Annotated in this window: 13 protein-coding genes; 5 read left to right on the top strand and 8 right to left on the bottom strand. The window is 70.3% G+C overall.

What is annotated here, in order from left to right:
• Positions 1-168 precede the first annotated feature (168 nt).
• The 3 genes from ACFWV8_RS30450 to ACFWV8_RS30440 are packed head-to-tail and all read right to left on the bottom strand — an operon-like array spanning position 169 to position 2,929.
• The gene (locus tag ACFWV8_RS30450) at positions 169-1,038 is read right to left on the bottom strand and encodes an ABC transporter ATP-binding protein (RefSeq protein ID WP_384211151.1); all 870 of its coding nucleotides are present in this window, start codon (positions 1,036-1,038) and stop codon (positions 169-171) included.
• Positions 1,035-2,051: an ABC transporter substrate-binding protein gene (locus ACFWV8_RS30445; protein ID WP_329378909.1), complete on the bottom strand. Its 1,017-nt coding sequence runs from the start codon at positions 2,049-2,051 to the stop codon at positions 1,035-1,037. Before ACFWV8_RS30445 ends, ACFWV8_RS30450 begins: the two co-directional genes overlap by 4 nt.
• Positions 2,052-2,080: 29 nt before the next feature.
• Positions 2,081-2,929 carry an ABC transporter permease gene (locus ACFWV8_RS30440; protein WP_384211265.1) on the bottom strand — a complete coding sequence of 283 codons (849 nt, stop codon included), beginning with the start codon at positions 2,927-2,929 and terminating at the stop codon, positions 2,081-2,083.
• Between the two features lie 260 nt (positions 2,930-3,189).
• On the opposite strand from ACFWV8_RS30440, the gene ACFWV8_RS30435 reads away from it, so the two are divergent.
• Entirely contained in the window at positions 3,190-4,254 is a 1,065-nt protein-coding gene (locus ACFWV8_RS30435) for a LacI family DNA-binding transcriptional regulator (RefSeq protein ID WP_384211262.1), read from the top strand.
• Entirely contained in the window at positions 4,251-5,411 is a 1,161-nt protein-coding gene (locus tag ACFWV8_RS30430; RefSeq protein WP_384211147.1) for a mandelate racemase/muconate lactonizing enzyme family protein, read from the top strand. The genes ACFWV8_RS30435 and ACFWV8_RS30430 overlap by 4 nt, the downstream gene beginning before the upstream one ends.
• 28 nt (positions 5,412-5,439) lie before the next feature.
• Here ACFWV8_RS30430 and ACFWV8_RS30425 read toward each other — a convergent pair whose 3' ends face one another.
• The 5 genes from ACFWV8_RS30425 to ACFWV8_RS30405 form a co-directional block, all read right to left on the bottom strand.
• On the bottom strand, positions 5,440-6,093 hold the full coding sequence (locus ACFWV8_RS30425; RefSeq protein WP_384211145.1) for an ATP/GTP-binding protein: 654 nt from the start codon (positions 6,091-6,093) through the stop codon (positions 5,440-5,442).
• On the bottom strand, positions 6,071-6,442 hold the full coding sequence (locus tag ACFWV8_RS30420; RefSeq protein ID WP_384211143.1) for a DUF742 domain-containing protein: 372 nt from the start codon (positions 6,440-6,442) through the stop codon (positions 6,071-6,073). Before ACFWV8_RS30420 ends, ACFWV8_RS30425 begins: the two co-directional genes overlap by 23 nt.
• A 2-nt stretch (positions 6,443-6,444) precedes the next feature.
• Complete coding sequence (locus ACFWV8_RS30415; protein WP_384211140.1) at positions 6,445-6,882, bottom strand: roadblock/LC7 domain-containing protein; 438 nt, start codon at positions 6,880-6,882, stop codon at positions 6,445-6,447.
• A gap of 6 nt (positions 6,883-6,888) precedes the next feature.
• On the bottom strand, positions 6,889-8,775 hold the full coding sequence (locus ACFWV8_RS30410; RefSeq protein WP_384211137.1) for an ATP-binding protein: 1,887 nt from the start codon (positions 8,773-8,775) through the stop codon (positions 6,889-6,891).
• A 278-nt stretch (positions 8,776-9,053) separates the two neighbouring features.
• Positions 9,054-9,944: an SIS domain-containing protein gene (locus ACFWV8_RS30405; RefSeq protein ID WP_384211134.1), complete on the bottom strand. Its 891-nt coding sequence runs from the start codon at positions 9,942-9,944 to the stop codon at positions 9,054-9,056.
• Positions 9,945-10,080: 136 nt separating this feature from the next.
• Here ACFWV8_RS30405 and ACFWV8_RS30400 point away from each other — a divergent pair, with 136 nt between their 5' ends.
• The 3 genes from ACFWV8_RS30400 to ACFWV8_RS30390 all read left to right on the top strand — a co-directional run bounded on the left by ACFWV8_RS30400 (position 10,081) and on the right by ACFWV8_RS30390 (position 12,302).
• Complete coding sequence (locus ACFWV8_RS30400) at positions 10,081-10,872, top strand: DeoR/GlpR family DNA-binding transcription regulator (RefSeq protein ID WP_384211131.1); 792 nt, start codon at positions 10,081-10,083, stop codon at positions 10,870-10,872.
• Positions 10,873-11,100: 228 nt separating this feature from the next.
• Complete coding sequence (locus ACFWV8_RS30395) at positions 11,101-11,760, top strand: response regulator transcription factor (RefSeq protein WP_384211128.1); 660 nt, start codon at positions 11,101-11,103, stop codon at positions 11,758-11,760.
• Positions 11,761-11,855: 95 nt separating this feature from the next.
• Positions 11,856-12,302: a MarR family winged helix-turn-helix transcriptional regulator gene (locus ACFWV8_RS30390; protein WP_384211126.1), complete on the top strand. Its 447-nt coding sequence runs from the start codon at positions 11,856-11,858 to the stop codon at positions 12,300-12,302.
• The last annotated feature ends 29 nt before the right edge of the window (positions 12,303-12,331 follow it).

Here is a 12,331-nt window from a genome sequence, read left to right as displayed (position 1 = left end):
ATGCCACCTAGGGTACGCGAAGACCGCGTCGCATCGCGTAGGGAGACCCCGACATGGGCCCCGTCACCCCCCCCCCCCCCCCCCGCCGCGCGAGCGCCCCGCGGGGGCGGGCCCAGACCGCCCCCGCCCCCCCGCGGGCCCCCCCCCCGCCCCTGTTCAAGAGACCGGTCAGTCCTCGGCCGACGCCGCCCCCAGCAGTTCCCGGATGTGCGTCGTCGCCTCGCGGAACTCCGGCCTGGCCAGGGTCTCCACGTAGTCCCGCTCCGCCGGCAGCCCCACGTCGATGACCTCCGTGATGGTGCCCGGCCGCGGGCTCATCACCACGACCCGGTTCGCCAGATACACGGCCTCCGAGATGGAGTGCGTGACCAGCAGAACGGTCGTGCCGGTCTCCCGCCAGATGCGGTTGAGCTCCATGTTCATCTGCTCGCGGGTCAGCGCGTCGAGCGCGCCGAACGGCTCGTCCATCAAGAGCACCGGCGGCTGGTGCAGCAGCGCCCGGCACAGGGCCACCCGCTGCTGCATCCCGCCGGACAGCTCGTGCGGATAGGCGTCCTCGAAGCCTGCGAGGCCGGTCATCCGGATGAGTTCGTCCGCGCGGTCGCGCGCCACCGCGCTCGGCATCCGGCGCACCTCGGCCTGGAGCAGGATGTTGCGCCGCGCGGTGCGCCACTCCAGCAGGGCGGCCCGCTGGAAGACGTAACCGATGTCGGGCCGTGGCCCGTCGACCTGCTCACCGTGCAGCCGTACGTCACCGGCGGACGCCTTCAGCAGGCCGGCCACCAGCTTGAGCAGTGTCGACTTGCCGCAGCCCGAGGGGCCGACGATCGCCACGAACTCGCCCATCGGCACATCGAGCGACACGTCCCGCAGGGCGGTGACGTCGCGGTCCTTCGTACGGAAGCGGACAGCGACGTCAGCCAGCGAGACCGCCGCCGTGCCGTCGGCCCCGGCGCCGTCCTTCGGTCCGTCGTCCTTGCTGAGACTGGTCTTGCTCACGCCATGCTCCCGGAGAGTCGCTTCCCTGGGCATCGTCATCCCTTCAGTGCCGAGCTGTCCCAGTAATCCGAGGGAGCCTTGGGGTTCTTGACGAGACCGGCCTCGGCGAAGACGTCGATGGTCGCCTGCCAGTCGGCCTCGGTGTTGAGCCCGGGTGCCTTGCCCTGGGTGGACTCGGTGTGCAGCAGCGTCATCGTCGTCGCGAACTGCTCGGTCAGTACGGCCTTCGGCGGCAGCTGCTCCGACGCGCCCTCCATCGCGGCGACCGCGGGCTCCGGCGCCTTCTCGGCCGCGGCCCACGCCTCGCTGACCGCCGCGGTCATGCGCTTGGTGAGGTCGGCGTCCGACTGAAGGATCTTCTGGCCGGCGATCAGGCCGTTGGAGTAGAAGTTGAGCCCGTTCTCCGAGAAGCGCAGGTACTCGACGTCCTTCTTGGCCTTGTCCGCCATCGTCGGGCCCTGGTCGCTCGCGTAACCGAGCAGCGCGTCCGTCTTCCCGGAGATCACCGCGGCGATCTTGCCCGCCGGGTCGGTGTTCTGGATCTTGACGTCCGACAGCTTGAGGTTGTTCTTCTCCAGGAAGATCGGGAACGTCTTGGTGAGCGCGTCACCGGCCGTGCCCGCCACCGTCTTGCCCTTGATGTCGGCGGGCGTCTTGATGTTCTGGTCGCTGAAGAACTGCACGGAGGACGGCGTCGTCTGGAGCATCACGCCGAGGCTCTTGACGTTGACGCCCTGGTCGACGCCGCTCAGCACGGCGGGGGTGTCCGCCCAGCCGAAGTCGGTCTGCCCGGCGGCGGTCGCCTGGACGGTCTTCTGGGAGCCCTGGCCCGCCCTGATCTCCAGGTCGATGCCGTGCTTCTCGAAGATCTTCTCCTTGACGCCGTAGTAGAACGGCGCGTGTTCGCCGTACGGGTACCAGTTGAGCGTCAGCGTCACCTTGTCGAGCTTCTTGCCCGAGTCGCTGGTGCTGGTGTCGTCGCCGTCCTCGCCGCAGGCGGTGGCGACCAGAAGAAGCGGCACGAGGCCGATCAGGAGTCTGCGGGAGTGCATGGCTGGCCCTTCTCGGAGGGGAGGTCTCATCAGAACGAGGTCGTGACGTTGTTGTCCCGGCGGCTGGCGTGCCAGGGCAGGAGCAGCTTCTCGGCGATCTCGACCAGAACGAACAGGACGACGCCGATCAGTGACATGACGAGCAGGCCCGCGAAGAGCATCGGGGTGTCGAGGTTTCCGTTGGCCTGGAGGATCACATAGCCAAGACCCTCGTTGGCCCCGACGAACTCGCCCACGACCGCGCCGGTGACCGCGAGCGTCACCGCGACCTTGAGGCCCGAGAACAGATGCGGCAGCGAGGCGGGGAAGCGGATCTTGACGAAGGTCTGCCACGGCTTCGCGCCCATCGTCGCGGACAGTTGGAGCATCTCGGGATCGACCGCCTTGAGGCCGGTGACCATGGAGATCACCACCGGGAAGAAGGCGATGAGGACCGCGATGAGGACCTTCGGCGTAATGCCGAAGCCGAGCCACACGACGAACAGCGGCGCGATGGCGATCTTCGGTACGACCTGGGCGAACAGCAGGATCGGGTAGAGGGTCTTCTCGACGGTCGACGAGTAGACCATCACGACCGCCGCGAGCACCCCGACGACGACGGCGATGAGGAAGCCGAGCAGGGTCTCGTAGGTGGTCACCCAGGTGTGTTCCCAGATGTAACTGGTCTGACCCGTCAGCACATCCAGGGTCGCCCCGGGCGAGGGAACGAGATACGGCTCGACCAGTTCGGCCGCGGCGATGGCCCACCACGCGACGAAGCACGCGAGCAGCAGCGCGACGGGCCGCCAGCTGGTCTCGACGGCCTTGCCGAACCGCTCCCCCGCTCCTGGCCTGTTGCGTGTGGCGACTCCCGCGATCTCTTTGGTCGGTCCCGGCATGACACTCTGGCTCACAGTGAACTCCTCGGGAATCAGGAGCGGTTACTCAACGCTGTCCGATCCTCTGCTGTACCGGTTGCCGTTCTGCCGTACCGGAAGAAGCGCTTTCAGAAAGCGCTTTCTGGTAAGGTGATCGCCACGCTAATGACTGCTTGTCCGAACGGTCAATAGGTCGTCCGGAAGTTTCCGGGGCCCGCCAAGGGACCTGCCGCCACGGCAACTCGGGGGCCGACGTGAGTGAACGGGAAGCACGGGCCCATGTGACGCTCGACGTCGTGGCCCGGCGTGCGGGGGTCTCACTGGCGACCGCGTCCAGGGCGTTGAACGGCACGACACGTGTCCGGGACGAGCTTCGTGAACGGGTGCGCGCGGCAGCGGATTTGCTCGGTTACATCCCCAACGCACATGCCCAGGCGCTCGCCAGTTCGTCGAGCAACACGGTCGGGCTGATCTGCCACGACGTGGGTGACCCGTACTTCGCGGCGATCGCCGACGGGGTGATGCGGGCCGCCGCCGAACAGGACGTCCTGGTCATGCTCGCGAGCACGTTCCGCGAACCGGCGCGGGAGATCGAGTACGTCTCCATCCTCCGCGCCCAGCGCGCCCGCGCCATCCTGCTGATCGGCTCCGGCTTCCAGGACCGCACCTGGGAACGGGCGTTGGGCGCGGAGCTGGACCCGTACATCCGCGCGGGCGGCCGGGTCGCCGTCGTCAGCCGGCACCGCAGCGTGCGCGCCGACGCCGTCCTGCCGGAGAACCGCGCGGGCGCCGCGAAGCTCGCCCGCGCGCTGCTGGCGCTCGGCCACCGGCGGTTCGCCGTGCTGAGCGGGCCGCCCGAACTCACCACTGTCGCCGACCGGTTGGCGGGCTTCCGTGAGGGCCTGGCCGAGGCGGGGATCACGCTCGACCCGGAATGTGTCGTAGAAGGCGCTTTCACCCGGGACGGCGGTTATGCGGCGGCCCGCGAACTCCTCACCCGTGCCACCCGCCCCACCTGTGTCTTCGGCGTGACCGACGTGATGGCGGTGGGAGCGCTCGCCGCTTTCCGGGAGGCGGGTATCGAGGTGCCCGGGGACATCTCACTCGCGGGCTTCGACGACATCCCGCTCGTACGGGAGTTGACTCCCCCGCTCACCACCGTCGCCCTGCCGCTGACCGCCATGGGGCAGCACGCCATCTCGCTGGCGCTGCGCGAGCCACGCGGGGAGCGGTCGCGGGTGCTGAGGGTGGGCGGCGAGGTGGTGCTGCGCGCCAGCACGGCGCCGCCGCCGGGCGGTGCGGGGGACGCCGGTACGACGGAAGACGACGGAGGAGAGGTCACGTGAGAGACGATCTGGCCGGGCTCAGGATCGACCGCGTCGAGACGTTCGCCGTCGAACTGCCCACCCACCGCTCCTTCGGCGTCGCCGGCGGCTCCGTGGCCGTCGCCGGGAAACCCTCCGTCCGGATCCTGGTCCGGGTCGGCGCGGACGGGGCGTACGGATGGGGTGAGGCGACGCCCATCCCCGCCTGGACGTACGAGACCGCCGAGTCCATCGTGACCACGATCGACCGCTATCTGGCGCCCGCGATCATCGGCACACCCGCGTGGAATCTGGACGCCGTCGACGCCGCCTTCGACCGGGCGGTCAACCGCGGCCTGACCATCGGCGCGCCTCTCGCCAAGAGCGCCGTGGACGTGGCGCTGCACGATCTGCTCGGCCGGGCGGCGGGCGTACCGCTCGGTGTTCTGTGGGGGCAGCGCCGGACTCCGAGCGTCGAGCTGGGCTGGATCGTCTCGGGCCAGTCGCCCGCCGAGGTGGGTGACAGCGTCGCCGAGGGCAGGGCCGAGGGATACCGCGCCTTCAAGGTCAAGATCGGTCTGCACGACGAGGACACGGACGCGGCGGTCGTGGCCGCCGTCCGGGAACACGCCCCGGACGCGCCGCTCTGGGTCGACGCGAATCAGGCGTACACGGTGCCGGTCGCCCTGCGGATGGCCCGCCGCCTCGACGCGCTCGGGGTCACCGCCTTCGAACAGCCTCTGCCCGCCAACGACATCGCCGGGCTGCGGCGGCTGCGGGACGTCTCGGCCGTACCGGTGGCGCTCGACGAGAGCCTGCGGCATCCGAGCGATCTGGCGACCTTCGTCCGGCTCGGGGCGGTCGATGTCGCGATCGCCAAGGTCCAGCGCAGCGGCGGCCTCACGCTCTCGCGGCGGTTCTGCTCGCTCGCCGAGGACTGCGGGGTCGAGCTGATGGGGTCGGGGCTCACCGAGTCGGACCTGGGACTGGCCGCCTCGCTGCATCTGTTCGCGGCGTACGGCATCACGACCCCGGTCGACCTCAACGGCCGCCAGTTCATCGGCTCGCCGTACGCGGGTGGGACCGTGCGGGTCGAGAACGGGACCGCGTGGGTGCCCGATGGACCGGGTCTCGGTGTGGAGGTGGACGAGTCGGTGGTACGCGAACTGGCCGTCGACGTACTGGAACACCGTGACTGACCATGTACGACGGCGAATTGACTGCCCATCAGATTCCTCGTGACGTCGCCCCGTCGTCCGGGCCGGCGCCGCTCGGCACTGCGGTGCCGGGCGCACCGTCCACTGGAACGGCGGTGAGCAGGTGCTGGACGAGTGTGACGAGCGTGCGGATGCCGGAGCTGGCGATGCGCGCGTCGCATATCACCACCGGCACGTCCGGCCTGAGGTCGATGGCCGCCCGTACCTCCTCCGGGTCGTAGCGGAAGCCGCCGTCGAACTCGTTGACGGCGACGACGAATCCGATGCCGCGCTGCTCGAAGAAGTCCACGGCGGAGAAGGAGTTCTCCAGCCGTCTGGTGTCGGCGAGGACGATGGCGCCGAGGGCGCCGTGGCAGAGCTCGTCCCACATGAACCAGAACCGTTCCTGGCCGGGGGTGCCGAAGACGTAGAGCACATGGCGCTCGTCGAGGGTTATCCGGCCGAAGTCCATCGCGACGGTGGTCGATGTCTTCAGCTCGACTCCCGTCAGATCGTCCGTCTCGGCCCCGACCTGCGTCAGCAGCTCCTCGGTGTTCAGCGGTGCGATCTCGCTGACCGATCCCACGAATGTCGTCTTGCCCACGCCGAAGCCACCGGCCACCAGGACCTTGAGCGCGGTCGGGAAGGGCGTGGGAAAGGAGTCAGAGCTGTCGTCGTAGGCCATCGAGTACTGCCTCCAGAAGGGCACAGTCGCTGGGATTGTCGAAGTTGTGCGGTGGCCGGACGGTGACCGCGCCACTGTCCATGAGGTCGGAGAGCAGGATCTTCGTCACGACGGCGGGCAGCCCCAGATGTCCGGCGATCTCCGCGACCGAGGTCGGCCCCTGGCAGAGGCCGAGCGCCTCGCTGTGCTCGGGGCCGAGGTACCTGTCGCCCGCCGCCCCCGTGGCCATGACCAGCGACAGCAGATCCAGCGCGGCCGTCGGGCGGGTGCGGCCCCCGCTGACCGTGTAGGGGCGGATGAGCCGGCCCGCCGCGTCGTCCAGCCACGGCCCGTCGATGGGGACCGTCACGCTCACTGTCCCGTGACGCTCGATGTCGTACCGGCCGCCTGCCTGACCGGCGTCGCCAGATACGGCCGGACGCTCTTCACGAACATCGCCATCTCGTAGCCGAGGACCGCCGCGTCCGCCTCGCGTCCGGCCAGCACGGCGAGACAGGTGCCGGAGCCCGCCGTCGAGACGAAGAGCAGGGTGGAGTCCAGCTCGACCACCACCTGGCGTACCTCGCCGGCGTCGCCGAAGCGCACGCCCGCGCTGCGGCCGAGTGAGTAGAGGCCGGAGGCGAGAGCGGCCATGTGGTCGGCGCTGTCGGGATCGAGGCCGTGGACTGATCTGACGAGTCCGTCGGAGGAGAGCAGTACCGCGCTGCGGGTGTACGACACCCGTTGGACCAGGCCGCTCAGCAGCCAGTCGAGGTCGGAGACATGGCCTGTCGGCCCATCGCTCGCCATGGTGATCTACTCCTTGTGGGGATTGTCTCGGTCTTGGCGGTGCGGATCCGGAAGTTCCGTCACGGGGCTGGGAGTTGGGCCGGAGGCCGGGGCGGGATCGGGGCGGGGATCCCCGGTGGGCCGGCCCTCGGCTAGCCCGATACCGCGCTGGAAGGCGGCCATCAGACCGGGGTCGTGCGGGGTCGGTTCACCGTCGCCGGGTGGGGCGGGCGCGCCCCTCAACTGCGGGACCAGGTGCTCCTGGCTGCGGCGCCTGGGCAGTTGGGGCCGGTCCATGGTGCCGCGCACAACGCCGGGCGCGGGGAGGTCCGACGGCGGGCCGGGGAATGACGAGTCGGGCGGTGCGGGGTCGGGGGCCTGCCGGAACTCGGGCGGGAGCGGGCCGGGACGCGCGTCGGCCGGTGTGGGTCGCGCGCCATTCTCGCCGCGTACGGGCAACGGCCCTCCGCCGGACGTCCGCCGGTGCGACGTGCGTCGGCCCTCCATGACGGGACGGAGCTCCGTCTCGGGGCGGAGTTCCGTCTCGTACACCTGCTTGGGTACGGGCGCGGGCGCCGGGACCGGTGCGGGGACGGGTGCCGGCGGCGCGGGCTGTGGCGCTGTCCGAGCCTGTCCGGTCGCCCGCTGTCCGTCCGGGTCGGCGCCCAACAGGCCCTGCGGCAGGACGAGTACGGCCTGGACCCCGCCGTAGATGTTGGCGTGCAGGCGAACGGCGATGCCATGCCGCCGGGCGAGGGCGGACACCACGAACAGCCCGATCCGGCCGTCCTGGAGCAGATGGGCGACATTGACCTGGTCGGGGTCGGCGAGCAGGGTGTTCATCCGTTTCTGCTCGTCGGCGGGCATGCCGAGCCCGCGGTCCTCCACCTCGATGGCCAGCCCGGCGGTGACCGGCTGGGCCCGGAGGAGGACCTGGGTCTGCGGCGGGGAGAACACCGTGGCGTTCTCGACCAGTTCGGCCAGCAGATGGACGACGTCGGCGACGGCGTGGCCGCGCAGGGTGCCGTCGACCGGCGGCACGAGTTTGACGCGCGGGTACTGCTCCACCTCGGCGACCGCCGAGCGCAGCACCTCGGTCAGGGTGACCGGCCGGCTCCACTGGCGGCGGGAGACGGCGCCGCCGAGTACGGCGAGGTTCTCGGCGTGCCTGCGGATGCGGGTGGCGAGATGGTCGACCTGGAAGAGACCTTTCAGCAGATCCGGGTCCTCGACCTTGTTCTCCAGGTCGTCCAGGACCTCGATCTCCCGGTGGACGAGTGACTGGAGTCTGCGGGCGAGGTTGACGAAGACCTCGACCTTCTGTTCGTTGCCGACACTGCTCGACAGCCGGGACGCCTGGACGACGGCGGCGACGGCGGCGTCCTGGGAGCGGCCCAGTTCCTGGGCGAGCAGGGCGAGTTCGTCGCCGCTCGGCGCCTTCACCCCGGGGGTGCGGCGCGGCGGCGGGCCCTCGCCGCGGCGGAGCTGTTCAACGACGACGCGCAGGTCGGCCTGGGCGCGGGCGCTCGACCGGCGCAGTGCGTGGCAGCGGTCGATCACGGACCTGGCCGCGCGGTCGGCGCCGACGACGGCGGCTGTGGCCGCGACGACGCCGGACAGCACCGTGCCGCCGACGGCCGCCCAGATCTCGGGGGTCGGCCGTACGCCGCCGGAGCGCACGGTGACGAGCACGGCGAGCAGGCCGCTGAGTGAGGCGATGACGGTCGGCGCCAGGGCGGCGCGCAGGAGTTGGGGGCGTATACGTCGTTCGGGAGACGCCGGCGCGTCGGGCCCGGGAGGCGGCGCGCCCTTGGCCGGTGACGGCTTGGCGGAGGGCGCGCGGCTGCCCGGCCTGCCGTGCCGTCCGCCTTCTCGGCGTTCGGGTCGCGCGGTGGGTGCGCGAAGTTGAGACATCGGTGTCCTCGGTACGTGGGGCCCCAGGCATTCGGTGTTCTGCGCAGTGAAGGATGCCCAGCGTTGATCGCCGAGCACACACGGTAGTTGGCGAATAGTCAGTCGCGGCGGACAGTTGACGAACTTGCCCACAGAGCATCCCGCTCTGGTATGAGCCGTCGCACAACAGTCCGAAACAGTGCAATCGCCTTGAGGGCCGGAGCAGTTGCCCACGTCTCCGGCACTCGTCCGCCCGGCGCCCGGCGTCCTGCGGCCGCCCCGGGGCTCCCCGCCGCCGGCTACTCGGCGGCGAGGATCACCGAGCGCGTGAGGTGGCGCGGCCGGTCGGGATCGAGACCCCGCGCGTCGGCGAGGGCGAGGGCGAGGCGCTGGATCCGTACGAGTTCGGCCAGCGGGTCGAGTTCACCGGCCACCCACAGCCCGCCGGTCGCGCCGACCTGCGCGGCGAGACCCTCGGGCGCGGGGCCGAGCAGCCAAGTCGCCGTGCCCTCGGTGGTGATGCTGATGGGGCCGTGCCGGTACTCCATCGCGGGGTACGACTCCGTCCAGGCGAGCGCGGCCTCCCGCATCTTGAGCGCGCCCTCGTTGGCGAGTCCGACGGTCCAGTCCTGTCCGAGGAAGGTGAACTGCGAGCAGTCGGTGACCCCTTCGGGCAGCGGCTCGGCGACGGCCCGCTCGCCGTCGGCGACCACGGACGCGGTATGCAGGCCGAGATGGGCGCGGAGCAGAGTGAGGGCCGTGGTGGCGAACCGGGTCTGCACGACGGACTGTTCGTCGGCGAAGTCCAGCACGACCAGGTCGTCGGCGGCCGAGCGGATGGGTGTCTCGGGGTCCGCGGTGATCGCGGTCGTACGCGCCGCGCCACGGGCGGCGGCCAGCAGTTGGAGGACCTCGGTGGTGGTGCCCGACCGGGTGAGCGCCACGATGCGGTCGTAGCGGCGGCCGGCCGGGAACTCGGAGGCGGCGAACGCGTCGGTCTCGCCCTGACCCGCACCCTCGCGCAGCGCCGCGTACGCCTGCGCCATGTAGTACGAGGTGCCGCAGCCGACGACCGCCGTGCGCTCACCGGCCTCTGGCAGTCGGCCCGAGCCGCGCAGACCGTCGGCGAGCTCCGCCGCCCGGCTCCAGTTCGCGGGCTGGCTGGCAAGTTCCGTCTCGACGAACGTCACGTCGGCTCTCCACTCTCGATCTCCGCGGCAGACATGCTTGTTCGTGCATGCTAAGTGAGCCTTTCGAGCACCTTCAAGCAGACTCATGCCGGCGTGCGGGTGCTTGAATGATCCGAAGCGTGACCGAGGAGATGCGGTGAACCGGTACGAACGGCACAACTCCCTGCTCGAACTGCTCGCGGAGCGGGGCCGGTTGGACGTGGACGCCGTCGCCGCCGAGCTGTCCGTGTCGGCGGCGACCGTACGCAGGGATCTCGACCATCTCGCCGAGCAGCAGTTGCTCACCCGGACCCGGGGCGGGGCGGTGGCGCACTCCGTCTCGTACGGGCTGCCGCCCCGCTACAAGTCGGTGGGGCGGTCGGCGGAGAAGCAGCGCATCGGCCGGGCCGCCGCCGCCCTGGTGTACCGGGGCATGGTGGTCGGGCTCAACGGCGGGACGACGACGGCCGAGGTCGCGCGGGCCATCGCCGCGCGCGCCGATCTGGCCGACATGTCGGACCGGGGCGGCGAGGCGGCCGTCACCCTGGTGACCAACGCGCTGAACATCGCCCATGAACTGGCCGTGCGCCCGCACATCAAGATCGTGACCACGGGCGGGGTGGCGATGCCGCAGTCGTACGAGCTGGTGGGACCGCTGGCCCGGCACATCCTCGGCGAGGTGAGTCTGGACATCGCCTTCATCGGCGCCGACGCCGTCGACGTGACGGCGGGGGCCGGGGCGCGCAGCGAGCACGAGGCGAGCATCAACGCGCTCCTCGCGGGGCGGGCGAGGCGGCTCGTGGTGGTGGCGGACAGCTCGAAGCTGGGTACGCCGGCCTTCGCCCGGATCTGCCCGACGGACGCCATCGGCACACTGATCACGGACGCGGGCGCCCCCGAACAGGCGAGGCTGTTCGAGGAGCGCGGCGTGAAGGTGGTTCAGGTCTGAAGCGCTCCCAAAATAAACCGTCTCGCTGGTTTTATAGGGCCACCACACATCCACTCCATCCTTCTCCGTGCACCCAACTTCAGCCGCTTCGGCCAGAAATCAGCTCCACACTCGGATAGACCCAGGTCAGCAACGGCCGACGGACGGCTTCACTCACCCGACAAACAGACGACCAGGTTTGTTATGGTCGACTTCCAGGCTGAGGTAGACGAAGACGGAGTTCAAGTCGTGCGTGTACTCGTGATCGAAAACGACGGCGCCACCGCGGAGACCCTCGTTCGCGGTCTGCGGCGGCACGGAAACGACGCGACGAGCGTCGGCACCGGGGCCTCCGCCCTGAAGACCCACCGACAGGCCGAATTCGTGCTGCTCGACCTGGAGTTGCCGGACATCGACGGACTCCAGGTCTGTCGCACCGTCCGCGACTCCACCGACACCCCGATCATCGCCGTCACCGCGCGGGGCACCGAGCTGGACCGTGTCCTCGGCTTACAGGCGGGCGCCGACGACTACCTCGTCAAGCCCTACGGATTCCGGGAGTTGCTGGCGCGTATGGAGGCCGTCATGCGGCGGGCCTCCCCGCGGACGCCCGTGGCCAAGGAGGTCTCGTACGGTCCGCTGCACCTCGACGCGGGCGCCCGCGAGGTCCGGCTGGAGCGGGAGTTGGTGAAGGTGACCCGCAAGGAGTTCGACCTCCTGCACATGCTGGTCTCCCGGCCGGGCCATGTGGTCTCCCGTCAGCAGCTCATGTCACGGGTGTGGGAGGAGACATGGACCAAGTCGGGCCGGACCATCGACACCCATGTGAGCAGTCTGCGCGGCAAGCTCGGGGCCAGTACGTGGATCACCACCGTACGAGGCGTCGGATTCCGTATCGGACACGGCTGAACCGGCCGTCCGAACGGCCTTGACCTTGAGTCGACTTGAGGTTCTACGTTGGTTCCCACGGGGACAAACCGCAGGTAGACCCGGAGGTGACCCAAGTGAGCGTCGACACCGCACTTGCCGCGCAGCCCATCGGCTACTGGAGTGGAGCCGCGAACGGAGCGATCACCACGCATATCCGTCAGGCGCTGGCCCGCCTCCACGTGTCCCAGCCGCAGTGGTGGGTGCTCAACCAGCTCGCTGCCGCGCCGACGGCCATGAGCCAGGTGGAACTGGCCCGTCGGCTGCGGGACCACCTGGACCCGGGAACGACGCTCGGCCCCGACATCGAGACGCTGCTGGCGCGTGGGTGGATCGCCCACGGCGCCGACGGCCGGCTGTCGCTCACCGGAGCCGGGGAGGCCGGCCGGGCACGGATCAAGAAGCTGGTGCTCGAACTGCGCGCGCAGATCCACGACGGCATCGACGACGCCGAGTACGTACGGGCACTGGGAGTGCTGCGCCGCATGATCAGCAATGTCGGCGGCAACCCGGACTTCCCCTGACCCGGCGGGACGACGCCCGTGGCCCGTAC

This window comes from Streptomyces sp. NPDC058665 (genome assembly GCF_042714995.1).
GTDB lineage: Bacteria > Actinomycetota > Actinomycetes > Streptomycetales > Streptomycetaceae > Streptomyces.
The sequence above is the reverse complement of the archived record's forward strand: the minus strand, read 5'-3'. Positions and strand labels throughout refer to the sequence as shown.